At 68.2% G+C, this 23,924-nt stretch carries 23 protein-coding genes and 1 riboswitch; of the genes, 8 read left to right on the plus strand and 15 right to left on the minus strand.

The annotated features are described in order from the left end of the window. Positions 1-133 precede the first annotated feature (133 nt). The gene (locus QJS31_RS09365) at positions 134-670 is read right to left on the minus strand and encodes a ribonuclease domain-containing protein (protein WP_282776174.1); all 537 of its coding nucleotides are present in this window, start codon (positions 668-670) and stop codon (positions 134-136) included. Further along, the gene (locus QJS31_RS09370; protein WP_282776172.1) at positions 667-1,482 is read right to left on the minus strand and encodes an exodeoxyribonuclease III; all 816 of its coding nucleotides are present in this window, start codon (positions 1,480-1,482) and stop codon (positions 667-669) included. Before QJS31_RS09370 ends, QJS31_RS09365 begins: the two co-directional genes overlap by 4 nt. Before the next feature lie 63 nt (positions 1,483-1,545). On the opposite strand from QJS31_RS09370, the gene QJS31_RS09375 reads away from it, so the two are divergent. Further along, the gene (locus tag QJS31_RS09375; RefSeq protein ID WP_282776170.1) at positions 1,546-2,406 is read left to right on the plus strand and encodes an alpha/beta fold hydrolase; all 861 of its coding nucleotides are present in this window, start codon (positions 1,546-1,548) and stop codon (positions 2,404-2,406) included. 197 nt (positions 2,407-2,603) lie between these two features. On the opposite strand, the gene QJS31_RS09380 is transcribed toward QJS31_RS09375, so the two are convergent. From QJS31_RS09380 to QJS31_RS09405, 6 genes are all read right to left on the minus strand, one after another. After that, complete coding sequence (locus tag QJS31_RS09380; RefSeq protein ID WP_282776169.1) at positions 2,604-3,440, minus strand: SDR family oxidoreductase; 837 nt, start codon at positions 3,438-3,440, stop codon at positions 2,604-2,606. A 155-nt stretch (positions 3,441-3,595) separates the two neighbouring features. Continuing rightward, positions 3,596-4,861, minus strand: coding sequence for an acyl-CoA dehydrogenase family protein (locus tag QJS31_RS09385; protein WP_306356442.1), 1,266 nt, complete (start codon positions 4,859-4,861; stop codon positions 3,596-3,598). 45 nt (positions 4,862-4,906) lie between these two features. Next, the gene (locus QJS31_RS09390; RefSeq protein WP_282776165.1) at positions 4,907-5,785 is read right to left on the minus strand and encodes an SDR family oxidoreductase; all 879 of its coding nucleotides are present in this window, start codon (positions 5,783-5,785) and stop codon (positions 4,907-4,909) included. Positions 5,786-5,823: 38 nt separating this feature from the next. Beyond that, positions 5,824-6,687 (minus strand): MaoC/PaaZ C-terminal domain-containing protein, encoded by an 864-nt coding sequence (locus tag QJS31_RS09395; protein WP_282776164.1) that lies wholly within the window; start codon positions 6,685-6,687, stop codon positions 5,824-5,826. A 1-nt stretch (position 6,688) separates the two neighbouring features. Further along, positions 6,689-7,126, minus strand: coding sequence for an SRPBCC family protein (locus tag QJS31_RS09400; RefSeq protein ID WP_282776162.1), 438 nt, complete (start codon positions 7,124-7,126; stop codon positions 6,689-6,691). Between the two features lie 77 nt (positions 7,127-7,203). Continuing rightward, positions 7,204-8,409 carry a lipid-transfer protein gene (locus QJS31_RS09405; protein ID WP_306356443.1) on the minus strand — a complete coding sequence of 402 codons (1,206 nt, stop codon included), beginning with the start codon at positions 8,407-8,409 and terminating at the stop codon, positions 7,204-7,206. A 336-nt stretch (positions 8,410-8,745) separates the two neighbouring features. Between QJS31_RS09405 and QJS31_RS09410 the strand changes: the two genes are divergently transcribed. Continuing rightward, positions 8,746-10,398, plus strand: a complete 1,653-nt coding sequence (locus tag QJS31_RS09410) for a cytosine permease (protein ID WP_282776158.1) — start codon at positions 8,746-8,748, stop codon at positions 10,396-10,398. Between the two features lie 339 nt (positions 10,399-10,737). Here the strand turns inward: QJS31_RS09410 and QJS31_RS09415 are convergent, their stop codons facing one another. Further along, positions 10,738-11,382: a TetR/AcrR family transcriptional regulator gene (locus QJS31_RS09415; RefSeq protein ID WP_306356444.1), complete on the minus strand. Its 645-nt coding sequence runs from the start codon at positions 11,380-11,382 to the stop codon at positions 10,738-10,740. Positions 11,383-11,590: 208 nt separating this feature from the next. Further along, the gene (locus QJS31_RS09420; RefSeq protein WP_306356567.1) at positions 11,591-12,754 is read right to left on the minus strand and encodes an MFS transporter; all 1,164 of its coding nucleotides are present in this window, start codon (positions 12,752-12,754) and stop codon (positions 11,591-11,593) included. Between the two features lie 575 nt (positions 12,755-13,329). On the opposite strand from QJS31_RS09420, the gene QJS31_RS09425 reads away from it, so the two are divergent. After that, on the plus strand, positions 13,330-13,572 hold the full coding sequence (locus tag QJS31_RS09425) for a hypothetical protein (RefSeq protein ID WP_282779537.1): 243 nt from the start codon (positions 13,330-13,332) through the stop codon (positions 13,570-13,572). Between the two features lie 200 nt (positions 13,573-13,772). Here the strand turns inward: QJS31_RS09425 and QJS31_RS09430 are convergent, their stop codons facing one another. The 3 genes from QJS31_RS09430 to QJS31_RS09440 all read right to left on the minus strand — a co-directional run bounded on the left by QJS31_RS09430 (position 13,773) and on the right by QJS31_RS09440 (position 18,004). Then, complete coding sequence (locus QJS31_RS09430) at positions 13,773-14,780, minus strand: glycerophosphodiester phosphodiesterase family protein (protein ID WP_306356445.1); 1,008 nt, start codon at positions 14,778-14,780, stop codon at positions 13,773-13,775. A gap of 239 nt (positions 14,781-15,019) precedes the next feature. Then, on the minus strand, positions 15,020-16,237 hold the full coding sequence (locus QJS31_RS09435) for an NADP-dependent isocitrate dehydrogenase (protein WP_029923812.1): 1,218 nt from the start codon (positions 16,235-16,237) through the stop codon (positions 15,020-15,022). Positions 16,238-16,507: 270 nt separating this feature from the next. After that, a complete protein-coding gene (locus QJS31_RS09440; protein WP_282779535.1) occupies positions 16,508-18,004 on the minus strand; it encodes an MFS transporter in 1,497 nt (498 codons plus the stop codon). Between the two features lie 137 nt (positions 18,005-18,141). On the opposite strand from QJS31_RS09440, the gene QJS31_RS09445 reads away from it, so the two are divergent. The 3 genes from QJS31_RS09445 (at position 18,142) to QJS31_RS09455 (ending at position 21,530) form a co-directional block, all read left to right on the plus strand. Continuing rightward, positions 18,142-18,840, plus strand: coding sequence for a TetR/AcrR family transcriptional regulator (locus QJS31_RS09445; protein ID WP_306356446.1), 699 nt, complete (start codon positions 18,142-18,144; stop codon positions 18,838-18,840). Positions 18,841-18,852: 12 nt separating this feature from the next. Next, a riboswitch (SAM riboswitch) is annotated at positions 18,853-18,963 on the plus strand. 93 nt (positions 18,964-19,056) lie between these two features. After that, a complete protein-coding gene (locus tag QJS31_RS09450) occupies positions 19,057-20,382 on the plus strand; it encodes a bifunctional o-acetylhomoserine/o-acetylserine sulfhydrylase (RefSeq protein WP_195145181.1) in 1,326 nt (441 codons plus the stop codon). Continuing rightward, on the plus strand, positions 20,379-21,530 hold the full coding sequence (locus QJS31_RS09455) for a homoserine O-acetyltransferase (protein WP_306356447.1): 1,152 nt from the start codon (positions 20,379-20,381) through the stop codon (positions 21,528-21,530). The genes QJS31_RS09450 and QJS31_RS09455 overlap by 4 nt, the downstream gene beginning before the upstream one ends. Positions 21,531-21,626: 96 nt before the next feature. Here QJS31_RS09455 and QJS31_RS09460 read toward each other — a convergent pair whose 3' ends face one another. Beyond that, positions 21,627-21,941 (minus strand): DUF3017 domain-containing protein, encoded by a 315-nt coding sequence (locus QJS31_RS09460; protein ID WP_282779531.1) that lies wholly within the window; start codon positions 21,939-21,941, stop codon positions 21,627-21,629. Positions 21,942-22,168: 227 nt separating this feature from the next. On the opposite strand from QJS31_RS09460, the gene QJS31_RS09465 reads away from it, so the two are divergent. Continuing rightward, the gene (locus tag QJS31_RS09465; protein WP_029923806.1) at positions 22,169-22,633 is read left to right on the plus strand and encodes a tRNA (cytidine(34)-2'-O)-methyltransferase; all 465 of its coding nucleotides are present in this window, start codon (positions 22,169-22,171) and stop codon (positions 22,631-22,633) included. Positions 22,634-22,749: 116 nt separating this feature from the next. Next, complete coding sequence (locus QJS31_RS09470; protein ID WP_282779530.1) at positions 22,750-23,406, plus strand: Uma2 family endonuclease; 657 nt, start codon at positions 22,750-22,752, stop codon at positions 23,404-23,406. Between the two features lie 54 nt (positions 23,407-23,460). Here QJS31_RS09470 and QJS31_RS09475 read toward each other — a convergent pair whose 3' ends face one another. Beyond that, positions 23,461-23,691 (minus strand): DUF167 domain-containing protein, encoded by a 231-nt coding sequence (locus QJS31_RS09475; RefSeq protein WP_282779529.1) that lies wholly within the window; start codon positions 23,689-23,691, stop codon positions 23,461-23,463. Positions 23,692-23,924 lie beyond the last annotated feature (233 nt).

Raw genomic sequence — 23,924 nt, forward strand, 5'->3', positions numbered from 1 at the left:
GTATCACCGGCCGATTCCGTCCGGCCCGTGTCCGGGACAGCGTCGGTGACCCCGGATTTCGGGTGCGGGGCGGCCGATTCCGTGCGGACAGCGTCGGCGGACAGGAACTGGGACAGCGAGATCGGCCGGGGCATCAGCGCATCCTCGTGAAGGTGTCGTAGTGGTCGCCGGTGTAGTAGGCGGAGCCGTCGCTGCCGGTGACGATGCGTTCGGCGTCGCGGCCCCGGCCCCGCTGCTTGGGGTTCACGTCCCATTCGCGGTAGGTGATCGGATTGCCCGCGGCGTCCTTGCTCGGCAGGGCTCGGGAGCGGTTGAAATACCGGTCGCCGCCGTGGGTTCCGGGAGCGTCGGCGGAGTCCGGCCAGCGGCCCGCGTCGATCTCGACGAGGGTGCGGTAGGCGCGGTCGGGGACGCCCGGGACCCGGCTGAGCGCGGCCGCCGTCGTCGGGGTTCCGCGATTTCCGTTGGCGGGGCCGGGTTTCGGCGCGGTGCTCGCTATCCCGGCGTCCCGATCGGCCGCGGTGGTCGAGGTGGCCGCTGGGCGATTTCCGCTGGGCGAGGCCGCCTCTCGGCCGGAGTCGCCGCCACGCGAGCCGAGCACCGCCACCGCCAGCGCCACCAGGGCGACGCCCAGCAACAGCCAGGCGCGCAGCCGCGGCGACACCGTCACCGGTACTGCACCGTGACGGGAGCGTGGTCGGACCAGCGCAGCGCATAGGTCGGAGCCTTCTCCACCACGGCCTGCTTGGCGCGCACGGCGATCTCGCCACGAGCCAGGTGATAGTCGATGCGCCAGCCAGCGTCATTGTCGTAGGCGCGGCCGCGGTAGGACCACCAACTGTAGGGTCCGGGCTCGCCCGGATGCAGTTCGCGCACCACGTCCACGTATCCGGCGGCCAGCATGCTCGACACCCAGGCCCGCTCCCCCGGCAGGAATCCGGCGTTCTTGACGTTGCCCTTCCAGTTCTTGATGTCGAGTTCGGTGTGGCCGATATTCCAGTCACCGCAGATGACGAAATCGCCGGTGTGCGCCAGCATGCGCGCGCCCACCGCGTCCAGGAAGCGGTACTTCTCGTCCTGCATGGGCGTATCCGCCTCGCCGGTGTGGACGTACACGCTCGCCACGGTCAGCTCATCGAAGTCGACCTCGATATAGCGGCCGGTGGCACCGAATTCGGTACTGGGAACCCAGGTTCCGTTGTCGTCGTGGCCGATGCCGACGCGCACCGCGCGGGGCTCGCGCCGCGACAGCACACCCACGCCCGCCCGTCCCTTCACGCCCGGTTCGGCGTGGCTCAGGAACCATCCGGCATCCAGGGCCGGAGCCAGCGCCTTACGCGTCTGCTCCTCGGTTGCCCGCGTCTCCTGCAGGCAGATGACGTCGGCCTCGGTGACGTCCAGCCACTCGAGCATCCCCTTCCCGGTCTTGCCGGTGGCCGCGCGGATCCCGTTGACGTTGATCGTAGAGATGATGGTGGGCACGGTACGACCGTACAATGCGGCTATCCCACTCTTCTCGTGGACATCGAGGTCCAGGAAGGGGTGATGACGATGACGTCAGGCACCACCGCGCCCACCACCCCGCTCGCGCCGATGAGAGCCCTCCACATGGGTTCCGGCGAACCGCTGCTCCTGCTGCACGGCTTCATGCTCTCCCCGCACTGCTGGGAACAGGTGGCGCAGCGGATGGCCAACCACTGCGAGGTCTTCGCCCCCGCCTTCACCGGGCATTGGGGCGGACCGGATTTCGAGGGCTGGTACCTGGACGTCAGCGCCCTCGCCGATCGCATCGAGGATCAACTCGACGAGATGGGCTGGCGCTCCTGCCATATAGCCGGGAATTCGCTGGGCGGCTGGGTGGGCTTCGAGTTGGCCCGCCGCGGCCGGGCGCGCACGCTCACCGCCATCGCCCCGGCGGGCGGCTGGCAAACCCCGTCCAGCCTGCAGATCCGGGTGGGCATGAAATTCCTGTCGCTGGTACCGGTGGTGGAGATCGGCAAGCGTCTGCCCGAGGCGGTCGCGTTCAGCGCGCCGATCCGCCAGCTCGTCGCGGCCCTGCTCACCAAGAACTTCTCGGCCGCGCACCGGCGCGGCGTGGAGGCGGCCATCACCTCGGCCCTGAACTGCAAGGCCATGATCCCCATGCTGGTCAGCGGCCTGCGCGCACCCTGCCTCGAGCATCTGGGCGATCTGCCCACCCCGGTGCGGCTGCTGATGTGCGAGCACGACCACATCATTCCGAACCGGGTCTACGCCCGCCGCTTCCTGAAGGAACTGCCCGACACCGCGGACCGCATCATGATCCACGGCGTCGGACACGTCCCCATGCTGGAGGCCCCGGACCGGATCGCGACCCTCATCGCCGAGCACGTCTACGCCAGCCGCACCCGCCTGCGCGCGGTGTGAGCTGATCGAATTCGTTCGGTGATCCGGATCGTCGAGCCGCACCCGCCCGCGGGCGGTGTGAGCACGACCGAGGTGATCGGCCGCCCCGGCGGTCCGCGCCCGCCTGCGCACGGTGGAATCACCGCCGGGACGGTCGCCGCCCACGGCCGGGATCCCGGCCGTACCGCGAGCCGCCGCGTGGGCGACGGTCGCCCGGTTCAGTTCTCGCCGCGGGCGCGCTGTTCGTAGGCGCGCCGCGCGTCCTGGTCGACCTCGTCGGTGAACACGTGATCGAGCCCGAACGAGCGCGCCAGGAATTCGTTGGCCACCCGCGGCAGGAAGTACTGGAGGTGGACGAGCGCACCCGCGACGCGGGTCACCGACACGCGGTGGCGTGGCTTGGCGATGAGTCCGGCGACCGCGTCGGCGATGTCCTTCGGCTCGGCGTTGCGCAGCCCCTTGGCTCCCTCGGTACCGGCGATGAGTTCGGTATTGGTGAAGGTCGGGGCGACGGCGGAGAAATGCACGCCGGAGTCGCGGTGCTCGAGCCGCAGCGCCTCGGTGAGCTGGAGCACCGCGGCCTTGCTGGCGCAGTAGGTGGCCAGCCCCGGGGTCGGCGCTTCGCCCGCCAACGAGGCGATATTGATGATGTGGCCGCGTCCGCGCGGCAGCATGCGCTGCGCGGCCAGCTTGCTGCCCAGCACCACGCCGTACACATTGATGTCGAGGATGCGCCGGGTGACCCGGTCGGGTTCGTCGGCGAAGCGGCCCGCGGGCATGATCCCGGCATTGTTGACCAGTACGTCGAGCGGCCCCAACCGCCGCTCGACCTCGTCCAGGAAGGCCGCGAAGCTGTCGGGATCGGTGACGTCGAGCTTCCCGTAGACCTCCAGCCCCAGATCCGCGCCCGCCTCCTTGACCTTGGCCTCGTCCACATCGCCGATGGCCACCAGCGCCCCGAGATCCCGCAGGGCGCGCGCGGTCGCGAAACCGATGCCGCGCGCCCCTCCCGTGATCACCACGACCTTGCCCGCGATTGTCGCCGCCGTACTCATCTCGCCTCCAAGTCGGCATCGGCCGGAACACCGGCCGGGTCACTATTTCGATGATTCATCGCCCCACCGCAATCCCGCACGGATTCGGGCGAATCGCCGGGTACCCGCGAGCACCGGAGCCGCCCGCCGTGCGCGGGCGGCTCCGGGCGTGACCGCTACTGCGCGAGCAGCCCCTTGGCCACGTGGGTCACCTGGATCTCGTTGCTACCGGCGTAGATCATGAGCGACTTGGCGTCGCGGGCCAGCTGTTCCACCCGGTACTCGGTCACGTAGCCGTTGCCGCCGAACAACTGCACCGCCTCCATGGCCACCTCGGTGGCGGCCTCCGAGGCGTACAGCTTCATGGCCGAGGCTTCCGCCAGGGTGGGCTGCTTTCCGGCCCGGCCCCGCTCCAGCGCGCTGAACACCATGTTCTGCACATTGATTCGCGCCACCTCCATCTTGGCCAGCTTGAGTTGCACCAGCTGGAAGCGGCCGATCTCCTGGCCCCACAGCTTGCGGTTCTTGGCGTAATCGATACAGAGGCGGTGACATTCGTTGATGATGCCCAGCGCCATGAAGGCCACGCCGACCCGCTCGGCGGTGAAACTCGAACGGGCGCTGTCGCGTCCGTCGCCGCCCTTGTGCTCCTCGGTCTCCCCGAGCAGACGATCCTTGGTGAGCCGCACATTGTCGAAGAAGAGTTCACCGGTCGGTGAGGAGTGCAGGCCCATCTTCTTGAACGGCTTGCCCTGGGTGAAGCCCTCCATGCCCTTGTCCAGCACGAAGGTCAGCACCTTGCGATCCCGCTTTTCCGCGCCGTCGCCCTCGTCGAGCTTGGCGTAGACCACCACCACGTCGGCGTACGGACCATTGGTGATGAAGGTCTTCTGCCCGTTGAGGATGTAATCCTCGCCGTCGCGCTTGACGTAGGTCTTCATCCCGCCGAACGCATCGGAACCCGAATCCGGTTCGGTGATCGCCCAGGCCGCGACCTTCTTCATGGTCACGATATCGGGCAGCCACCGCTCCTTCTGGGCGAGCGTGCCGCGCGACATGATGGTGGTGGCCCCGAGACCGATGGACACGCCCATGGCGCTCACCAAACCCATGCAGACACCGGACAGTTCGCCGATGAGCACGGCCATCAGCGATTCCTGACCGCTGAACGGGCTACCACCGCCGGAGTCCTGCTTCGGCCTCTCCGGCAGCGGCTCCCCCGCGGCCAGCGCCTCCTCCTTCGCCCGCTGCTTGGCCAGCATCTTGGCGACCATCTCACCGGTCATGACGTCGATGCCGAACTCGCTGAACAGCTTTCGGATGACCGGGTAGGGGGACATCTCGCCGCTGTCCAGGGCGTCCAGGTTGGGGCGGACCTCCTTGTCGATGAACGCGCGGACCGCGCCGCGGATCATCTCGTCGGTCTCGGACCACTCGAACATCGTTGTTCTCCTCGATCTTTCGAAGATCTGTGGGGTCAATAGAGGTCAGGGTAGGCGGTTGGCGATATCGTCGAGGGTCCACGGACCTTCGGTCTCGATGGTCTTCACGTCGTGCCAGCCCGCCAGTTCGGAGATGGCGCCGCCCTGCACCGCGAACACCTTGCCGGTGATCGGGCACTTCTCGGTGGCCAGGTAGGCCACCAGCGGGGAGATGTTGGCGGGACTGAAGGCGTCGAATCCCCCCTCCTCCACCGCATCCGCCTCGGCCGCCATCATCGCGCCCATGCCCGGCGTGGCCAGGGTGAGGCGGGTGCGGGCGATCGGGGCGATGGCGTTCACGCGCACGCCGTAGCGGGCCAGCTCATCGGCGGCCACCAGGGTGAGCGCGGCGATACCCGCCTTGGCCGCACCGTAATTCGCCTGACCGGCGTTCGGGACGGTGGTGCCCGACGCCGAGGCGGTGTTGACGACCGCGGCATTGGGCTGGTTGCCCGCCTTGGACTGGTCCTTCCAGTACGCGGCGGCGTGCCGCAGTACCGCCGCGTGCCCCTTGAGGTGCACGGCGATGACCGCGTCCCACTGCGCTTCGTCCATGCCCGCGATGAAGCCGTCGCGCAGGATGCCCGCGTTGTTCACCACCACATCGAGGCGGCCGAACTCGGACACGGCCTGGTCCACCAGGCTTCTCGAGCCCTGCCAGTCGGCGATGTTGTCGGTGTTCGCTACCGCTCGCCCCCCTGCGGCGACGATCTCGTTCACGACCTCCTGCGCCGGGCCGGCGTCGGAGCCCTCACCGGCATTGCTGCCGCCCAGGTCGTTCACGACGACGGCCGCGCCCTCACGCGCGAACAGCAGCGCGTGCTCCCGGCCGATGCCGCGACCGGCGCCGGTGATGACGGCCACCCGGCCCTCGAGTGCACCCATGGAAACTCTCCTTCGAAATGTCTGTGGCTGGGCGGTTTTCAGTCGGCGATGACGGCCACGCCGTCGGTCAGCACCAGATCGTCACCGCGTGCGGTCACGAAGGCATAGGTGGTGCGCCCGTCCGCGCTGCCGGTCCGCCAGATCCGGGTCTCCAGGTCGTCGTTGGGGAAGACCATCTTCGAGAAGCGCACCGCGAACCGCCGCAGCCGGTGCACATCGGAGTCCGCCACCGCGGTGAGCACGCCCCAGGACGACATGGCCATGGTGCACAGGCCGTGCGCGATGATGCCGGGCAGTCCGGCGTCCTTGGCCACCTGCTCGTCCAGGTGGATCGGCACCGGATCACCGGAGGCCGGTGAGTAGCGGTAGGTCTGGTCGGCGTCCACGTGCGCGGACACCGTCGCCAGCGGATCCCGTTCCGCCAGCGCCGGATCGAACTTGTGCGCCGGAGCGGTGTCGCCCACGCGCGGCCCGGCGTCGAGATTGCGGAAGAACGCGGTCAGATACTGCTCGTTGACCAGTTCCCCGTCCTCGGCGCGGCATTCGATGAGCACGGTGATGGTGGAGCCGTTGTCGCGGCCCTCGTAGCCGATGACCTTGGCCCGCGACCGCAACCTGTCGCCGGGACGGATCGGCCGGTGGAAGTGGAAGTCCTGCTCCCCGTGCACGACCCGCCCGAAGACGTCCATCGGCACCACGTCGATGATCGGCACCATCATGGCGTCGAAGACCGGCACGATCCCGAAGATCGGCGGTGCGATATCGCCCTTCAGATGCGCTTCGATGGGATCGTTGGTGGCGGCAGCGTATTCGGCGATCCGCTCCCGCGTGACCTCGAAGGGCTCCTCGTCGCTCCAGACGTCGAGCCCCTTGGGGTCGAATTCGACTGCGGTGCTTGTCATCTCAGGCCGCCGTGGCGAGGCTGTCGAGCTGCGCGAGGGTCTTGTCCAGCTGGGTCAGGCCGTCCTTCTCGACCGCCTTGCCGAGCGCGCCCTTGATGAGCGCGCCCTCGAAGTCGCCGGAGACGGCGAACTTGGTGCCCTCGCCTTCGGCGGTGATGTCGAAGGTGAACCGCACCTTCACCCCGGCCATGCCGGTGCCGCTGAGCACCATCTGGTTGGGCGAGTCGACGCTCTCCACCACCCACTCGATCTTGTTCGCCATACCGAGCATGACGATCTTGGCGACCAGCTTGGCGCCGGGGGCCAGGGTGGCGGGCGGCTCCTCCATCCAGCGCTCGTGGATGGAGAACCACTTGTCCCAGGTCTGCGGGTCGGAGACGACCGCCCACAGGGCTTCGGGGGTGGCGTTGAGGGTTTTGCTGGCTTCGATGTGGCCCATGGGGAAACTCCTGTGCTGTGCCGCGGACCCGGCGCTGCCGGACGCGGCGGTCGGTTGGGATGGGAAGGTCGGCTGCCTCAGCGCTCGGCGCGCTGGTAGGCGGTGACGACGGCCGCGCCGCCGAGCCCGATGTTGTGCTGGAGTGCGGCGGTCACGTTGTCCACCTGGCGCTTGTCGGCCCGACCGCGCAGCTGCCAGGTCAGTTCCGAGCACTGCGCCAGACCGGTCGCGCCCAGCGGATGCCCCTTGGAGATGAGCCCGCCGGAGGGGTTCACCACCCACGTGCCGCCGTAGGTGGTCTGATTCGCGTCGATGAGCTTCCCGGCTTCGCCCTCGCCGCACAGGCCCAGGGCCTCGTACAGCAGCAGTTCATTGGCGGAGAAGCAGTCGTGCAGTTCGATGACCTGGAAGTCCTCCGGGCCCAGCCCGGCCTGGTCGTACACGCTGCGCGCGGCCTGGACATTCATGTCGTAGCCGATGAGGTTCTTGGCGGTGCCGTCGAAGGTGGAGGCGAAGTCGGTGGTCATGGCCTGGCCGACGATCTCCACCGCCTGTCCGGCGAGGCCGTGCTTGTCCACGAACGCCTCGCTGGCCAGGATGACCGCGCCGGAGCCGTCGGAGGTGGGCGAGCACTGGAGTTTGGTGAGCGGGTCGTAGATCATGCGCGCGCCCAGGATGTCGTCGAGCGAATACTCGTCCTGGAACTGCGAATACGGGTTGTTGACCGAGTGCTTGTGGTTCTTGTAGCCGATCTTGGCGAAGTGTTCGGCGGTGGTGCCGTACTGCTTCATGTGCTCACGCCCGGCCGCGCCGAACATCCACGGCGCCACCGGGAACAGCACCTCGGAGATCTCGGCGAGGGCGAGAATGTGCTTGCCCATGGGCTGTTCGCGATCGTCCCAGGTGGACTCCAGCGAACCCGGCTTCATGCGCTCGAAGCCCAGAGCGAGGGTGCAGTCCGCGAGCCCGCCCCGAATGGCCTGCGCCGCAAGGTAGAGCGCGGTCGAACCGGTCGAGCAGTTGTTGTTCACATTGACGACCGGGATGCCGGTCATGCCGAGCTCGTAGACGGCGCGCTGGCCCGAGGTGGACTCGCCGTACACGTAGCCGACGTAGGCCTGCTGCACTTCCCGATAGTCGATTCCGGCGTCCGCGAGAGCCTTGGTCCCGGACTCCCGCGCCATATCGGGGTAGTCCCAGTCGCTGCCGTCCTCGTTCTTGCGGCGGCCCGGCTTCTCGAACTTCGTCATGCCGACGCCGACGACGTAGACCCTGTTCGTCATCGAACTCCTCACATTCGCGATCCGTTCGGATCGAACTGGCCACAAACATACAGCTCTGCACGTAACTAGACAAGGGCTCACCCGATTGCTCTGATTCTGATGACTAAACGTCCAGGTAGACGTAGGGATATTGCACATACAGCTAGAGGTGTATGTGCGCTTCGTCGCGGGCGCACGCGTAACCGGTACGCCAGCCGATAGCCAGCATCTGTGATCCACACCACCGGTGAGGATGCCGTAACGGCGGCGTAATGGATCGGCAATTGCCCGTGCACATCCCTGTACGAAGTTCACATGGTTGCTGTGCACGCTGAGAGGTTTTGACGGGAGTAGCACGTGGTCGATATCGATACCCGCGCGACCGATTCCGATGGAATAGCCGCCGCCAAGGAGACTTTGGAGGACTACACCCTCCGATTCGCCCCGCGCAGCTATCGCAAATGGAGTCCGGCGGTGGTCGGGGTCTCCGCCCTCGGCGGTATCGCCTACCTGGCCGACTTCGCCATCGGAGCGAATATCGGCATCGCGCACGGCACCGGAAACGCGCTGCTGGGCATAGGTATTTTCGCGATCGTCGTCATGCTCACCGGATTTCCGCTGGCCTATTACGCCGCGCGCTACAACCTCGATCTCGATCTCATCACGCGCGGTAGCGGATTCGGTTACTACGGCTCCATCGTGACGAATGTGGTGTTCGCCTCGTTCACCTTCATCTTCTTCGCACTCGAGGGCTCCATCATGGCCCAAGGCCTGGAGCTGGGCCTGGGCGTGCCGCTCTGGCTGGGTTATCTGGTCTCCACGCTCATCATCTTCCCGCTGGTCATCTACGGCATGAACACCCTCGCCAAGTTGCAGGTGTGGACGACTCCGCTGTGGTTGCTGCTGATGGTGCTGCCGTTCGGATTCCTGCTGGTGCGCCATCCCGATTCGGTGTCGGCGTTCTTCGCCTACGGCGGCGAGGACGGCGCGGGCGTGAGCCTGTCGGGCACCCTGCTGGCCGCGGGCGTGTGCCTGTCGCTCATCGCGCAGATCGCCGAGCAGATCGACTATCTGCGCTTCATGCCGCCGCGGACGCCGGAGAACGCGCGCCGCTGGTGGACCTGGATGCTGCTGGCCGGACCCGGCTGGGTGGTCTTCGGCGCGCTCAAGCAGGTCGTCGGCCTGTTCCTGGCGGTCTACCTGATCGCGAATCTGCCTGCGGCGCAGGGCATCGCGAATCAGCCGGTGCACCAGTTCCTGGAGATCTACAAGGATATGGTGCCGGGCTGGCTGGCCATGACCCTCGCCGTGGTGCTGGTGGTCATCTCACAGATCAAGATCAACGTGACCAATGCCTACTCGGGCTCGCTGGCCTGGACCAACTCCTACACCCGAGTCACCAAGACCTACCCGGGCCGCCTGGTCTTCCTGGTGGTGAACCTGGCCATCGCACTGGTGCTCATGGAAGCCAACATGTTCGACTTCCTGAACAACATCCTCGGCTTCTACGCCAACTGCGGCATCGCCTGGATCGTCACCGTCGCAACGGATATCGCGATCAACAAGTACGTGCTGAAGCTCTCGCCCAAGGTGCCGGAGTTCCGCCGCGGCATGCTCTACGACTTCAACCCGGTGGGCCTGGTCGGCTTCGGACTGTCGACGGTGCTGTCCATCGCCACCTTCTTCGGCCTGTTCGGCGATCTGCTGAAGCCGTATTCGCCGCTGGTCGCCATCGTGGTCGCCTTCGTCGCGACGCCGGTCACGGCCATCGCCACGAAGGGCCGGTACTACCTGCGCCGCGCCGACGACGGCATCGACGCGCCGATGTTCGACGAGCACGGCAACCCGTCCGGCGAGACGCTGCCCTGTGTGGTGACCGGCATGGAGTTCGAGCGGCCCGACATGATCGCCTCGGCGGTGCCGGGGCCGGAGGGCGAGATCCAGTACATCAGCTCGCTGGCGTTGTCCACGGACAAGGCGGGCGTCCACCTGCTGCCCCGCCAGCACTGAGTCCGCCGAGCACTGCGTTCGCCGAGCACTGAGTCCGCCGAGCACTGCGTCCGCCGAGCACTGCGTTCGCTGCCGGCGTCGGCTCGAAAACGGCTGCGGCCCGGCACCTTCGGGTGCCGGGCCGCAGCGTCCGGACACGGGACGTGGACCCGCACAGGGCTACGTCGCCGGATGCGGGGCTCGCCCGCGAGCCGGGCTTCCCGGAGCGGGCGCGGACCCGAACGGCCGGGGGCCGACCTGGCCGTGGCACGCCCGCGAGACGGAGGGGGCCGGGCCGCTGTACCGGGTGCGGGCGGGCGCGGCAATGCCCGGCCCTATTCGGAACGGCGCGCTCGCGGCTCAGTCGGTGAGCCGGATGCCCGGCAGCGCTACCTGGGCGGCGGTGCGCAGGTGTTCCGAGGCGCGCTGCCAGCGGCGGTGCGCGCGTTCGGTGCCCGGGTCCACGAAGCTGGAGACCAGGATGCCGCGCAGCGCGTCCATGGCCGTGTACACGAAATCGCGGGCGTCCTTGCGCTCCACCTCGTCCGGCACGTACCGGCTCAGCGCCATGAGCACCGCATTGTTGACGAACGGCTCCACCTTGCGCACCTCGGCCGCCAGCTCCGGATCGGTGCGCCCCGCCACCCACAGCTCCATGGCCGCGATGAACAGCGGCCCCTGATGCAATTCCCACAGCGATTCCAGCACCGTGGCAATGGGATCCGACCCCGATTTGATCTTCCCGAGCTCCTGCATGGCCGCCTCGGTCCGCCGCTGCGCCAGATGGTTCACCGCCGCGACCACCAGATCGTTCTTGGACCCGAAGTGGTGCACCTGCGCACCCCGCGTCACCCCGGCCCGCTCCGCCACCCGCGGCGTGGTGGTCCCCGCGTACCCGTACTCGACGAGGCAGTCGATGGTGGCGTCGAGTAATCTCGTCCGCATCTCACTACTGCGCTGCTCCTGCGTGCGGCGCGGCGGCTTCGAGACTGCGGAGCTGGTCATTCCGACGATTCTACACTTACATGCAGATCTGTACGTAACTGACCGCCGCGCGATCCGCCTTCCGCGTCGCCAACAGCCCGGCGCGACGACCTGCGATGATCACGCCGGACCCACCACTCGAACCTGGTCCGCCCCGACCACCCGCGATCGGTCGACAGTTCCGTCATACGACACACCGGCGCGGCGGCGTCCCGTGCCAGGCTGTCGATCAGGTCGACCAGCGGCTGCTCACCCGCGCTTCGGTGCGGCGGGCCAGCGCGACCGTCACCGCGAACAGCAGCACGCCCAGGGTCGCCAGCCCGGCTCCGACGGCGGCCGGGGCGGTGTAGCCGAGGCCGGCGGCGATCACCAGGCCGCCCAGCCAGGCGCCGGCGGCATTGGCGATATTGAGCGCGGCGTGGTTCAGGGCGGCGGCCAGGGTTTGGGCCTCGTGGGCCACGTCCATGAGGCGGGTCTGCAGGGCCGGGGCCAGGGCCGCGCCCGAGGCGCCGACCAGGAAGGCGCCGAGGCCCGCGGTGACGGGGTTGTGGGCGGCCGCGATGAAAGCGGCCAGGATGACCACCATGGACAGCAGGGCGGCGAAGACAGCACGGTTGACGCCCCGGTCGGTGAGGACGCCGCCGATGATATTGCCCGCGACCATGCCGAGGCCGAAGAGCATGAGCACGATGGGAACGAAGCCCAGCCGCATGCCCGCCACGTCGGTGAGGGTGGTGGTGATGTAGGTGTAGACGGCGAACATGCCGCCGAAGCCGACCGCGCCGACCAGCAGCGTCAGCAACACCTGGGATTTGCCGAGTGCGCCGAGTTCGGTGCGCGGGTCGGTCATGCGAATGCCGGTGAGTTCCGGCACGAACCGCGCGATGGCGGCGACGGTGGCCACGCCGATCACGGCGACCACCACGTAGGCGTCCCGCCAGCCGAGGTGCTGGCCCATCCAGGTGGCGGCGGGAACGCCGACAACATTGGCGGCGCTCAAACCCAGCATAACCGCGGCAACCGCCTTGGCGCGCTGCCCCACCGGTGCGAGCGTGGCCGCCGCCAGGGAGGCCACGCCGAAATACGCCCCGTGCGGCAGACCGGAAACGAAGCGCGCCGCCACGAACGTCCCGAATGACGGCGCGAGCACCGACGCCGCATTGCCCAGCGTGAACGCCGCCATGAGCGCCATCAGCAAGCGCTTGCGCGGCACCCGCGCGCACAGTGCCGCGATCACCGGAGCGCCGACCACCACACCCAGCGCGTACGCCGAGACCGCATGCCCCGCGGTGGGTTCGGACACCTTCATGCCCCACGCGATATCCGGCAGCAAACCCATGGTGACGAATTCCGTGGTGCCGATGCCGAATCCGCCCAGCGCCAGGGCGAGCATGGCGGGGATGTGCCAACCGCTCCCGCCGGGCACCGCGGGCTCATCTCCGCCGGAGGCGGACCGGGCGCGACCGTCCGCCGCGGCAACCCGGGTGTCTGGTGCCCCGGACGCTCGCGCACCCTGCGCGGCGGCCGTGCTCTCCTCGGTCGCGGTAGCGGGCGTGTCGGCGGCAATCCCGGGTTCGGTCACAGTCCATGGCAACACCGCCGCGAACCCGACCACCACCCGAGTATCGGGTGATCTCAGTCACGACCTGGCCGGAGTCATCATCCCGGCTCGAAATACTCTGCCCCGCAAAGCCTTTCCACCTACCCCCCGCGGCCCCGCGGACAGCGTGATCCCACTCACGCGGATTCGCGCGGCATCGACCAGTCGGTCGGGCTCGGACGGCAGCCGCGCGCCGGGTGAACCCGCCCGGAATCCGCTCCGGGTTCCGCCGCCGAGAACCCGGGCAGTCCGCAGCGGACCTGATAACTGGGGTCTCGCAGGCGCTGCTCCCCCCATGCATTGTCGAAACTCCGTGAACCGCAAGCATTCACGGGGAACATACCGCACTCGACCAGGAGGTATCATCGATGAAGAACATCGTGCGGATCGGCATCGCGACCGCGGCCGTGGCCGCGGCACTCACCGCGACGACCGGCGGCGCCATGGCGACGCCGCTGGAGCTGGAGCCGATGTCCACCGGCGACGCCCATTCGCCCGCGGCACCCATCGACGGCGCTGTCGGCACGGGCAGCAGTGACCTGCTCGCGGTGCCGTTCGCGTTGATCCACACCCTCAGCGGTCCCCCTTGCGGGAACCCGATGTTCTGCTGATCGCCGACAGCCGGGAACCACCGCGACGACCTGTTGCGGGGCTGAAAGCCACCGGTCCTGCGCGCCACAGCGCGGCAACAGTTCGGGCACCCGCTTCCCCTATCGGTGGGGGCAGGTGACCGGCATGTGTCGCGGCGATGGCTCCCGCCGGGACGGTGGGTCGGCCGCCATCGTTCGCCGCAGCGCGCTGTTCACGTGCGTCAGCGCAGCAGCGGTGCGACGACATCCGCCCGGTTCGTCCACACCAGGCCGGTGAACCCGTCCGGAATCCGCTCCAGCGATTCCGGCGTGTCGAATCCCTCGGAGAATCCGCCGTCCCCGGCGACCAGCACCACGCGGGCGTCGGTGGCGGCCATCCGCTCCACGAACCGGTCGGGCCAGCCCCACAGGAAGCGGGTGTAGCCCTCGGGAATGTGCAGCTGGGTATTGCGGCAGGTGGCGGGGGCGGTGCCGGTCCAGCCGACGGCCGCGTATGCGCCGAGGCACTCCAGCATGATCTGCTTGGACATCACCCGCACGGTGGGCAGCGCCGCCCGCAGGGCCGCGATCGGCTTGTCACCGCCGTACACGGTGAGCGCGCTGCGCCGTTCGGCCGGTTCGGCGGCCAACCGGGCGGCCAGGGCCTCACCCTCGGCCGGGTCATTGCTCTTGATGTGGATCAACAGCGACCGGGTGGGGAAGGCGGTCAGCACCGCCTCCAGGGTGGGCATGAGGCCGACGCCCTTACCTCGGAACGGATAGGACTTGCCGCCGTCGGCGGTGTAGCCGTAGCCGATGTCGAGGCCGCGCAGTTCCGCCATGGTGTGGTCGCGGGTGGTGCCGGTGCCGTCGGTGCGGCAGTCCAGTTCCCAGTCGTGGAAGACGGCGAACTGGTCGTCGGCGGTCCAGTGCACGTCGAATTCGACCTGGTCGGCTCCGGCGTCGAAGGCGGCCCGCATGCCGGCGACAGTGTTCTCCAAATATCCGTGCTCGGGCGGGTGGATGCGCTCGGCGGTGCAGGTGTCGGCCTCGATCCCGTCCGGATCGAAGGTCTGGCCCAGACCGCGATGCGCGAGCACCAGCGGCCCGGCATCGGAATCGGCGGCGGCCGGAGCCGGATCGATGCAGCCGAATCCGGCGAGCAGCAGGGCGACCAGGAGTGTGGCCGCCCAGCGGCGCTGCCGTCGACGGGATCCGAGGGAACGCGAAAGGCGTTGTGTCGCAGACATCGTCCTGCATCCTGACATGTCCGCCGCGGTTCGGGTAGCCGCGTCCGGAAACAGTTCGGGCACCCGCTCCACCGGTGAGTGGGGGCAGGTGCCCGGCATGTGTCGCGGCGATGGCTCCGGCCGGGACGGTGGTCCCGGCCGCCATCGTTCGCCGCGGCGCGCTGTTCACGTGCGTCAGCGCTGTGCCCATCCGCGCAACGCGGAGGAGCGGGTCGGGCGTGGGTACGCCCGGGATTGCATCAGCGCAGTTCGCGCGCCAGGTTGGCGTCCAGCACACCGAGGAATTCCTCGGTGGTCAGGTAGCCCTGATCCCCGCCGACCAGCAGCGCGAGATCCTTGGTCATCTGGCCGTCCTCGACGGTCTTGATGACGACGTCCTCGAGGGCCTGGGCGAAGCCGATGACCTCGGGGGTGTTGTCCAGCTTGCCTCGGTGAGCCAGGCCGCGGGTCCACGCGAAGATCGAGGCGATCGGGTTGGTGGAGGTGGGCTTGCCCTGCTGGTGCTGGCGGTAGTGCCGGGTGACGGTGCCGTGCGCGGCCTCCGCCTCACAGGTCTTGCCGTCCGGGGTGAGCAGCACGGAGGTCATCAGACCCAGCGAGCCGAAGCCCTGCGCCACGGTGTCGGACTGCACGTCGCCGTCGTAGTTCTTGCAGGCCCAGACGTAGCCGCCCTCCCACTTGAGCGCGGAGGCGACCATATCGTCGATGAGGCGGTGCTCGTAGGTGAGACCGGCCGCGTCGAACTCCTCCTTGAACTCGGTCTCGTACACCTCCTGGAAGGTGTCTTTGAACATGCCGTCGTACGCCTTGAGGATGGTGTTCTTGGTCGACATGTACACCGGGTAGTTCTGCTGCAGGCCGTAGTTGAGCGAGGCCCGCGCGAAGTCCCGGATGGACTCCTGGAAGTTGTACATGCCCATGATGACGCCGCCGTCCTCCGGCATCTTCACGACCTCGTGGACGATCGGCTCGGAGCCGTCCTCCGGGGTGAAGGTGAGGGTGACGGTGCCCGCCTGGTGCACCTTGAAATCGGTGGCGCGGTACTGGTCGCCGAAGGCGTGGCGGCCGATGATGATCGGCTTGGTCCAGCCCGGAACCAGACGCGGGACGTTGGAGATGATGATCGGCGCGCGGAAGATGGTACCGCCGAGGATGTTGCGGATGGTGCCGTTGGGCGACCGCCACATCTTCTTGAGGCCGAACTCCTTGACGCGGGCCTCGTCGGGGGTGATCGTCGCGCACTTGACGCCGACGCCGTGCTTCTTGATGGCGTTGGCCGCGTCGATCGTGACCTGATCGTCGGTCTTGTCGCGGTACTCGATGCCGAGGTCGTAGTACTCGAGGTTCACATCGAGATACGGATTGATCAGCTTGTCTTTGATGAACTGCCAGATAATCCGGGTCATCTCATCGCCGTCGAGCTCGACGACGGTGCCTTCAACCTTGATCTTGGACATGGATCTTCGTGTCCTCCTAGGAAGGTGGTGCTCCCATTGCACGGCCGGTGAGCACCGCTTGTAGCGGACCCCAGCTGTTCAACAGACAACGTATACGCATGGCGCGCGGCACGGGGCCTGTGGTGCCAGGTCCACGTACGCTGTGGCGTCAAGCAAGACAAGCGTACTGCTGCTATGAACCTCACCGCGCAGGTAGCCCCCGCTGTGCGGGACCAGCGGAGGCTACTCGCAAGTAGGAAACACCCGGCCTCAGCGTCGAGGATACGAGGATCAGACGCCGACGTGAACCGGCTTCTCACCGCCCTCGAGCAGGTTCTCCGGCTTGTCGCGGATCATCAGGGCGATGATGGGCAGGGCGATGAGGAAGAAGCCCGCGCCGATGTAGAACGCCACGTCGTAGCTGTGGATCGCCGCCCGCGCCATCACATTGTCGATGGTCGGATTGTCGGTCACATACCGCTCGGCGACCTGGACCGAGATGGTGGTCAGCAGCGCCGTGCCGATGGAGCCGCCGACCTGTTGCGCGGCATTGAGCAGCGCGCTGGCCACCCCGGAATCGGCCTCGTCGACCTGATGCAGCGCGGTGGTCTGCATGGCCACGAAGACACCGCCCATACCGAGCGCGATGAGCGTCATGGCGGGCAGTACCGACGCCGCGTAACCGTCACCGAAATCGAGCTGGGCCAGATAGAGCAGTCCCAGCATGCCCAGCGCGGTCCCGGCCAGCAGCACCGGACGCGGGCCCAGCTTCGGCAGCACCGCGCTGGCGACACCCGCCGACACCACGATGCCGATGGGGAACGGCAGGAAGGCGACACCGGCCTTCAGCGCCGAGTATCCGAGGGTTATCTGCAGGTAGTAGCTGAGGTTCAGGAACATGGCGAACATGGCGATCGGGATCAGCAGCGCCACCAGGAACGAACCGCCCCGATTGATCTCCCCGGGGATGCGCAGCGGCAGCAGCGGATTCGCGGACCGGTGTTCGATGAGCACGAAGGCGATCAGCAGGGCCACGCCCGCGGCCAGCAGCCCGAGGGTGGAGGCCGCGCCCCAGCCGTTCTCGGCCGCCCGGGTGAAGCCGTAGACGATGGCGATCAGCCCGAGGGTGCCGGTCACCGCGCCGGGCAGGTCGTATCCGCCGGTGCGCGGAGCGGGCTCGTCCTTGATGACGAAGGCGTAGGCCCCGACTAGCGCCAACAGCGCGACGGGGGTGTTGACCAACAGGCACCAGCGCCAGTCGGCGTACTCGGTGAGCGCGCCGCCCGCGATCAGCCCGATGGCCGCGCCGCCCGCCGAGACGCCCGCGAAGACGCCGAACGCCTTGGCGCGTTCGTTCACCTCGGTGAAGGTGATCGACACCAGGGACAGTGCCGCGGGCGCCAGCAGCGCCGCGAACGCGCCCTGTAGGCCGCGCCCGGCGAACAGCTGCCCGGCGTTCTGCGCGAGGCCGGCCAGCGCGGAGGCGGCGGCGAAGCCGACCAGTCCGATCAGGAAGATGCGGCGGCGGCCGAGGTAGTCGGCGAGGCGGCCGCCGAGCAGCAGCAGGCCGCCGAAGATGAGGGTGTAGGCCGTCAGCATCCACTGCTTGTCGGCCTCGCTGATGTGCAGATCCTGCTGCGCGAAGGGCAGCGAGATCGTGACGATGGTGGCGTCCAGCACCACCATGAGCTGCGCCAGGGCGAGTACGCCCAGGGCCAGCCAGCGCTTGGAAGCGCTTGTCTCTCTGGATATTTCGTCGGGTTCGCGAGTCGCTGTCGCAGTGGTCACGTGGTTCTCCTCAGGGCATTCCGAACGACCGGAACCATACTGGCACCCACCGACAAATGACGTCAAGCGAAAAATGTCGCAATCAGACAGATGGCTGTTAATGACACAATTCGGTCCGATAGCGATAGACTGAGGCAATGTCCGAGTCGTCAACGCCTGCCGATCTCCTGGAACACCGCCGCCCGGGACTGCGCGAACGCAAGAAGCAGCAGACCCGCGAGCGCATCATCGATGTGGCACTCGAGCTGTGCGACGCCCAGGGCTTCGACGCCACCACCGTCGAACAGATCGCCGACGCGGCCGACGTCTCACCGCGCACCGTGAACCGGTACTTCGAGAGCAAGGAAGAGATCGTCATCGCCCCCATCGAGGCATGGGGGCAGGCGTTGGCCGAGTATCTGCGGGCGCAACCACCGCACGACAACGAGCTGCAGGCCATGCTCGACGGCTTCCTCGCGCTCACCGACCGCATCATCGAGGCCGACGAGCCCGTGCCGTTCCGCTGGTTCCAGCAGATGCAGAACATCATCCGCGGCAGCGCCGCGGTACGCGCCCGCAGCCTCGACGCGGGCGAACACAAGACCCAGCAGATGGGCGAGGTGCTCGCCGAGCGCATGGGCCTGCCCGCCGACAGCCTGCCGGTGCGGTTGCTGCTGGGCACCTGGCACACCATCATGCGGGTCGGTAGCGAGGTCCAGGCCGTCGACGGAAACTGCGCCACCTCCGCCCGCGGCATGGCCGACGCCGTGGTCGCGGCCTATCGCGAATTCCTGCGTATCTGCGGAAACGTCTGTGTGTCCAGCCCCACTGCGGACTCCGACCCCTCCGCCCGCTAGAATCTCGCATCAGGTCAAGAGCATCAGCGTCAAGCCCCGGCTTGCTGATCGGCAACCCTCCAGCTGCGGTGGGGTGCTCCGGGTGAGGACCGGGCGCTCGAAGGCCGAGCGCAAGCGCACTGTAGGAGGTCTACCGAAATGTGTTGTTGTCGAAGCCCATTCGCCTTCCGATAACGTCAGACTTCCCGCCATTCGGCGACTTTCTTGGAGCAGGACATGAGTGACTCGACCGCGCCCATCGAACCGGCCAACTGGTCTTTCGAGACCAAGCAGGTGCACGCCGGACAGGCTCCCGACGCCACCACCGGGGCCCGCGCGCTGCCGATCTATCAGACCACCTCGTACGCCTTCCGCGACACCGAGCACGCCGCCGCGCTGTTCGGACTGGCCGAGCCGGGCAATATCTACACCCGGATCATGAACCCCACCCAGGATGTGGTGGAGCAGCGCATCGCCGCCCTGGAGGGCGGCGTCGCGGCGCTGCTGCTGGCGTCCGGACAGGCCGCCGAAACCTTCGCCATCCTCAATCTGGCCGCCGCCGGGGATCACATCGTCGCCAGCCCGCACCTCTACGGCGGCACCTACAACCTCTTCCGCTACTCGCTGCCCAAGCTGGGCATCGAGGTCAGCTTCGTCGACGATCCCGACGACCTGGAGCAGTGGCGGGCGGCGGTGCGACCCAACACCAAGGCGTTCTACGGCGAGACCGTGGCCAACCCCAGCAGCGCGCTGCTGGACATCCCGGGCGTCGCCGAGATCGCCCACGCCGCCGGGGTGCCGCTCATCGTGGACAACACCGTGGCGACGCCGTACCTGATCCAGCCGCTGCGCCACGGGGCCGACATCGTGGTGCATTCGGCCACCAAATACCTTGGCGGACATGGCTCCGCGGTCGCGGGCGTGATCGTCGACGGCGGCGGATTCGACTGGACCGGGCGCGACGAATCCGGCGCGGCGCGGTTCCCGGGCTTCACCACCCCCGATCCGAGCTACCACGGCGTGGTGTACGCGGATCTGGGTGCGCCCGCCTTCGCGCTCAAGGCGCGGGTGCAGCTGCTGCGCGACCTCGGCTCGGCCGTCTCGCCGTTCAACGCCTTCCTCATCGCCCAGGGCATCGAGACGCTGAGCCTGCGGGTGGAGCGGCACGTGGCCAACGCGCAGGCGGTCGCGGAGTTCCTGGCCCAGCGGCCGGAGGTGCTGTCGGTGTCCTACGCCGGGCTGCCGTCCTCCCCCTGGTACGAGCGTGGCAAACAGCTGGCACCGAAGGGTGTGGGCGCGATCGTGTCCTTCGAGCTCGCCGGGGGCGTCGATGCGGGCAAGAAGTTCGTGGACGCGCTGGAGCTGCACAGCCATGTCGCTAACATCGGGGATGTGCGTTCCCTCGTCATCCATCCGGCCTCCACCACGCATTCGCAATTGACGCCGGAAGAGCAGCTGGCCTCCGGCGTCACACCGGGGCTGGTGCGGTTGGCCGTGGGTATCGAGGGTATCGACGACATCCTGGCCGACCTCACGGCCGGACTGACGGCGGCGGCACGTTGACCGTGAACATCGAATCGAGCACGTCCCGGGAGACGGTGGAGGCGCTGCTTCCACCGTCCGACGGGACGCTCGGCAGCATTGCCATCGGGGACGTCGAACTCGAGAACGGGGCGGTCGTCACCGACGTGACGCTGGCCGTACAACGCTGGGGCGAACTCTCGGCGAATCTGGACAACGTGGTGCTGGTCGAGCATGCGCTGACCGGTGACTCCCATGTGGTCGGGTCGGCGGGTTCACCGCCCGGCTGGTGGGAGGGCACCGTCGGACCCGGTGCGCCCATCGACACCCGGGAGTGGTGTGTCATCGCCACCAATGTGCTCGGCGGCTGTCAGGGCTCGACCGGACCCGCCTCCCTGGCCCCCGACGGGAAGCCTTGGGGCTCACGATTTCCCGACATCTCCATCCGTGATCAGGTGACCGCCGAGGTGCGACTGTTCGATCTGCTCGGGATCGAACGGCTGGCCGCGGTGGTCGGCGGCTCCATGGGCGGCATGCGGGTGCTGGAATGGATGATCGGCCACCCCGACCGCGTCGGCTCCGCCCTGGTGCTGGCCGTCGGCCCGCGCGCCACCGCCGACCAGATCGGCACCCAGACCACCCAGATCGCAGCCATCACCGCCGATCCGGACTGGCAGGGCGGCGACTACCACGGCACCGGGCGCGCGCCCATGACCGGCATGCGCATCGCCCGCCGTATCGCGCACCTGAGCTACCGCACCGAATTCGAACTCGACCACCGTTTCGAGAACCACGCCCAGGGTGACGAAAACCCTTGGGACGGTGGCCGTTACGCGGTGCAGAGCTACCTGGAATATCAGGCCGACAAGCTCGTCTCCCGCTTCGACCCCGGCACCTACATCCTGCTCACCGAGGCCATGAACCGGCACGACGTGGGCCGCGGCCGCGGCGGTATCGCCGCCGCCCTGAGCTCCACCCCGGTGCCCTGCATCGTCGGCGGCGTGGACTCCGACCGCCTCTACCCGCTGCGCACCCAACAGGAACTCGCCGACCTCCTCCCCGGCTGCAAGGGCCTGGAGATCGTCCGCTCCCGCGACGGCCACGACGGCTTCCTCACCGAAACCGAGGCGGTCGGCAAACTCCTTACCGACACCATGGACCTGGCCCGCGCCGCCCGCGACAACCACTGACCGTAGCGGCGGCACCCGGCCGCCCGCACCACACGCGACAACCACGGACGGCCGCGCTACGGCAGCCCGGCGGTCATACGCGGATCTCCGCCCGATCTAGGTGATGCCGAGCGGGTTGACCGTGGCGGCCAGCACGATGATGGCCGAGCCCAGCGCGGCCAGGGCGATCACGTCGAACCATTTGCCGCGCACCGCGAGCAAGCCGACCTGTTCGGTGGGCAGCAGCATGCGGAAGGCGGCGGCCAGCAGGGCCGCGCCGCCGATGAACACGGCACCGCGTCGCCACCGGTCCCAGGCCAGGAAGACGACCGCCACCACCAGCACCGCGGCCACCAGGATGAGCGGCAGATGGGTGCGGATGGATGCGCCGATGCGGCTGCTGCGGCTCTCGGGGGCGGCGTGGGCACTCACGCGCCGCAGTCTAGCGGCGGGGCGGTTTCCACCGATACGGCCCGGTCGAATCCACCCGGCACCGCCACACCGGTCGGCAACCCCACACCACCCAGCAACGCCACACCGATCGGCAACCCCACACCGATCGGGCAACCCCACACGCCCCGGCAACGCCACATGGCCCGGCAACGGCCGCGCCGCCGGTCCGGCACAGCGGCGTGACCCCCGTCTGGTTGACTGGCGGGGTGTTCCATCTGGTGTTCTACGAGCCCCGCATCCCGCCGAATACCGGCAACGCCATCCGGCTGGCCGCCGGGACCGGATGCCGACTACACCTGATCGAACCGCTCGGCTTCGATCTATCCGAGCCCAAGCTGCGGCGGGCCGGATTGGACTACCACGACCTCGCCTCGGTCACCGTGCACAAGGATCTGGCCGCCGCCTGGGACGCCATCCGCCCCGAACGCGTCTTCGCCTTCACCGCCCAGGCCACCACGCACAGCACCGCCGTCGCCTACCGCGAGCACGACACCCTGCTCTTCGGCCCCGAACCCACCGGCCTGCCCGCCGAGGTCCTCGCCGACCCGCACGTCACCACCCAGGTGCGCATCCCCATGCTCCCGGGCCGCCGCTCCATGAACCTCTCCAATGCCGCCGCCGTCGCCGTCTACGAAGCCTGGCGGCAACTGGGCTTCCCGGGCGCGGTGTAGTGACAGACGCGCGCCCACACGGTCTACTGGCACTGACAGCACCTGACATCGCGGACGAAACCGTCTGCTTCTCGTGAATCCGGGAGGCCGTGGACATGCCGAAATATCCTGAGGACATGTCCGTCCCCCACCTCGAGCGGCCCGATATCCCCGAGTACATGACGTGGGAGGAGCTCGAGCGGCTACCGGAGGAGATCGCCGAGCAGATCGAACTGTGGGACGGGCGGGTGATGTGGATGCGACGTGGCCCGGCCGAGCATCAGACGTTCACGCGTCGACTGACGAACTCGATCGAACGGTGCGCCCGCTCCTCCATTTCGGCCACCCCTGGGAAGTGCTGGCGTGTCAACCTCGAGACGAACGTCTTCTTCGGCACCAGCGGAAAGTCCGACTTCGTGACACCGGACTTCCTGATCCACCGCTGCCTCGAAACCCCGTACCAGGATGTCCGTGCCGCCGATGTCCACCTCGTCGGCGAAGTGCTGTCTCCCGGCAACACCGCATCCGATATCGAGGCGAAGAAGGCACGCTACGCGCGGGCCGGTATTCCGCTGTACTGGGAGGTGACGCTCGCCCGCGAGGCCAGCGCCATCGAGAAGGTGCGCGCCTTCGCGCTGCAAACCGAACCCGGCCAGCTGGTCCCGGCGGGCGTGCACCTGCTGCATGCCGCCAACTACCTCATGGCCGGCGAGTGGACCGCGGCCGATACCGACGGCATCGAGTTCGACTTCCCCTTCCCGCTGCGCATTCCGTGGGAAGAGCTCGCGTTCTGAACCCGATCGCCCCCGACCGCACTCCGGTCGTGGCGGGATAGGCCCGGGCACGCGTCAGTCGTCGATATCGAAGCGTTTGAAGCGGGAGGTCGCGCCCGCGGTGAGGCGGACGGCGGATTTGGGCACGCCGTAGTGGGCGGCGAGGAGTTCGCAGGCGGCCCTGTTGGCCTTACCCTCCACGGCGGGGGCGCGGACGTAGAGCTGGAGGGTGCCGTCGGGGAGCGCTTCCACCAGCGGCCCCTTCCTGCTGTTCGGTTTGATCGTCGCGCGGACCACGGTCGGCACTGGGACTCCCTTCGACGCGCCCCATTCTCCCGCGAGCACTCCCGCACCGAACCCGGACCGCTCCGGCGGGTGGCTCTCGCGGGTGCCGCACCGGCGGCGGGCGCGACTGGCGATCGAACGGTCAGCGTTGCGGAGTCAGCGTGATGGAGCCGACCACCACGCCGTCCACGGACGTGGGGGAACGGTCCGCTGCGACTCCAGTGGCCATCGCGGCGTGAGCAGTAGCGTCGGCG

Source organism: Nocardia sp. CC213A, assembly GCF_030766805.1.
Taxonomy (GTDB): domain Bacteria; phylum Actinomycetota; class Actinomycetes; order Mycobacteriales; family Mycobacteriaceae; genus Nocardia; species Nocardia otitidiscaviarum.